The organism is Cohnella xylanilytica, from assembly GCF_014212175.1.
GTDB classification, from domain to species: domain Bacteria; phylum Bacillota; class Bacilli; order Paenibacillales; family Paenibacillaceae; genus Cohnella; species Cohnella xylanilytica.
The window spans coordinates 1-2,330 of the sequence record NZ_JACJVR010000162.1 but is presented as its reverse complement, the minus strand read 5'-3'; the positions used below and the strand labels follow the sequence as shown (position 1 = coordinate 2,330).

General features: G+C 68.8%; 3 protein-coding genes. All 3 read left to right on the top strand.

Translation table 11 applies throughout. From position 1 onward, the window contains the following. On the top strand, positions 1-568 hold a 568-nt coding region (locus H7B90_RS31990; RefSeq protein WP_185139962.1), incomplete at its 5' end, for a N5-glutamine methyltransferase family protein. Between the two features lie 305 nt (positions 569-873). After that, positions 874-1,626, top strand: a complete 753-nt coding sequence (spoIIR, locus tag H7B90_RS31985) for a stage II sporulation protein R (RefSeq protein WP_185139961.1) — start codon at positions 874-876, stop codon at positions 1,624-1,626. A 67-nt stretch (positions 1,627-1,693) separates the two neighbouring features. Further along, a partial coding sequence (locus H7B90_RS31980) for an L-threonylcarbamoyladenylate synthase (protein WP_185139960.1) occupies positions 1,694-2,330 on the top strand: 637 nt, incomplete at its 3' end.

Below are 2,330 nucleotides of genomic sequence, written 5' to 3'. Positions count from 1 at the left end.
GGGCGGCGAAGGCGCGGCGCTGACGGCGCTCGACATCGGCACGGGCAGCGGCGCGCTCGCCGTCACGCTGGCGGCCGAGCGGCCGGCGTGGCGCGTCTTCGCGTCCGACCTGTCGCCGGACGCGCTCGAGGTCGCGCGCGGGAACGCCGCGGCGAACGGGGTCGGCGAACGGATCGCGTTCGCGCAAGGCGACTTGCTGGAGCCGTTCATCGCGGCGGAGCGCGGAGGGGCGGGGACGGCGGCCGAAGGCGGATTGGCGGCGGACATTCTCGTGTCCAATCCGCCGTATATTCCGTCCGCCGACCTGCCGGGCCTGCAGCGCGAGGTGCGCGACTACGAGCCGCGTCTCGCGCTGGACGGCGGCCCGGACGGGCTGGCGCCGTACCGGCGGATGGCGGAGCGGCTGCGGCTGCTGCCGCGGCTGCCGCGGCTCGTCGCCTGGGAGGTCGGAGCCGGACAGGCGGACGACGCGGCGGCGCTGCTCCGGGCCGCGGCCGAGTGGGAGCGCATCTGGTTCGTGAAGGATTACGCCGGCATCGACCGCCACGTGATGGCGATTCGCCGGTAAGCGAACGGGCGGGGCGGGGATTCCGAATCCTTCGCGGAGTCCCTCCCGCGAGACGGCCCGCAAGCGAATCGAACGGCTGAGGCCGCCGATTCAACAAGACATCCCCCTTTTCCCGGGACTTAGACGGCATTTGCCGTTCGAAGCCCGAGAGGAGGGGGATTTGCTCGTCCCGAGAGGGATTTCCTGTTCTTTTGGTAGATCGGATTTGATAGGTTTAGAGATTCGGACGGGGGACATACTAGGGCTAAGACGTTCCGGAACGCATCGAGCGGCGCCGACGGGCGCTCACGAGGAGCGAACTAACGATGCGTGGTCTTGGCCCTGCAATTATTCTTATTATCGTTCTGTTGATCGGCGGGACGGGAATCGCCGTCCATGGATGGGCCCCGGCGGCAAGCGCCGCCTCCAGCGAAGAGATTATCCCGGATGAATCCATCCGGATTCGGATTATCGCCCAGTCGGACAGCGAAGAGGACCAAGCGGTCAAGCGGGCGGTTCGCGACCGCGTATCGGACGAGATCGAATCGTGGGGCGAGATGCCTTCCACGATCGAGGAGGCCAGAAGCTTTATCCGTTCCCGCTTGGAAGACGTGCAGCAAGCCGCGGATCGGGCGCTGGAAGAGCGCGGAGCCGATTACGGCGCGAAGGTGGAGCTGGCGAAGGTGCCGTTCCCCGAGAAAAGCTTCAAAGGCTCCGACTATCCCGCCGGAGAATACGAGGCGCTGCGAATTACGCTTGGCCAAGGGGCCGGAGCGAACTGGTGGTGCGTGCTGTTCCCGCCGCTCTGCCTGACGGCCGCCACGGCGAAGGACGACGCGTCCGCCGCGGAAGCGGGCAAGCCGGGCGCAAGCTCGAAGGCGTCGGCCGGAGCGAAGGCCGAAGCCGGCTCCAAGACGGCGGCAGCCGCGAAGGCCGCCGACTCCGTCAAGGGCGAGCAGGCGGGCGCCGGCGACGAAGGATCGGATTCGCAAGGCGCTTCGGAGAAGCCGAAGACGGAGTTTTTCCTCTGGATCATGTTGAAAAAGCTGTTCGCGTGGATCGGCTCCCTGTTCTCGTAAGATAGAGCTGCGAGCTGTGATATAATAAACGCCATCCATAGTTCGATACGATAAGGATGACGACACGATGACGAATGAGACCCGATATTGGCCGCCGGAGCGAACGGACGACGGCGTGCGAGAAGCCGCCTCCGCGCTAGCCGCCGGCGGCGTCGTCGCGTTCCCGACCGAGACGGTGTACGGGCTCGGCGGCGACGCGCGGAACGAGGAAGCGGTGGAGAAGATCTTCGCGGCCAAGGGACGGCCGTCGGACAACCCGCTGATCGTGCACCTGGCGAGCGCCGCGGATGCGGAAGCGCTGGCTTCCGCCGTCAGCCCGCTCGAGCGGAAGCTGATGGAGCGCTTCTGGCCCGGCCCGCTGACGCTCGTGCTGCCGGTGCGGCCGGGCGCCGTGTCCCCGCGAGTGACCGCGGGACTCGACACCGTCGCCGTGCGCGTGCCGGGGCACGAGCTGGCGAGGCGGCTGATCGCCGCCTCCGGCTGCCCGGTCGCCGCGCCGAGCGCGAACCGGTCCGGCCGCCCGAGCCCGACGCGGGCGGACCACGTGCTCGAGGACCTGAACGGGCGCATCGACGGCGTTCTGGACGGGGGACCGACGGGCGTCGGCTTGGAGTCGACGGTCGTCCGGGTGCTGGGCGGCGCGATTCACGTGCTGCGCCCCGGCGGCATCACGGCGGAGCAGCTGCGGGCCGCCGCCGGGGACG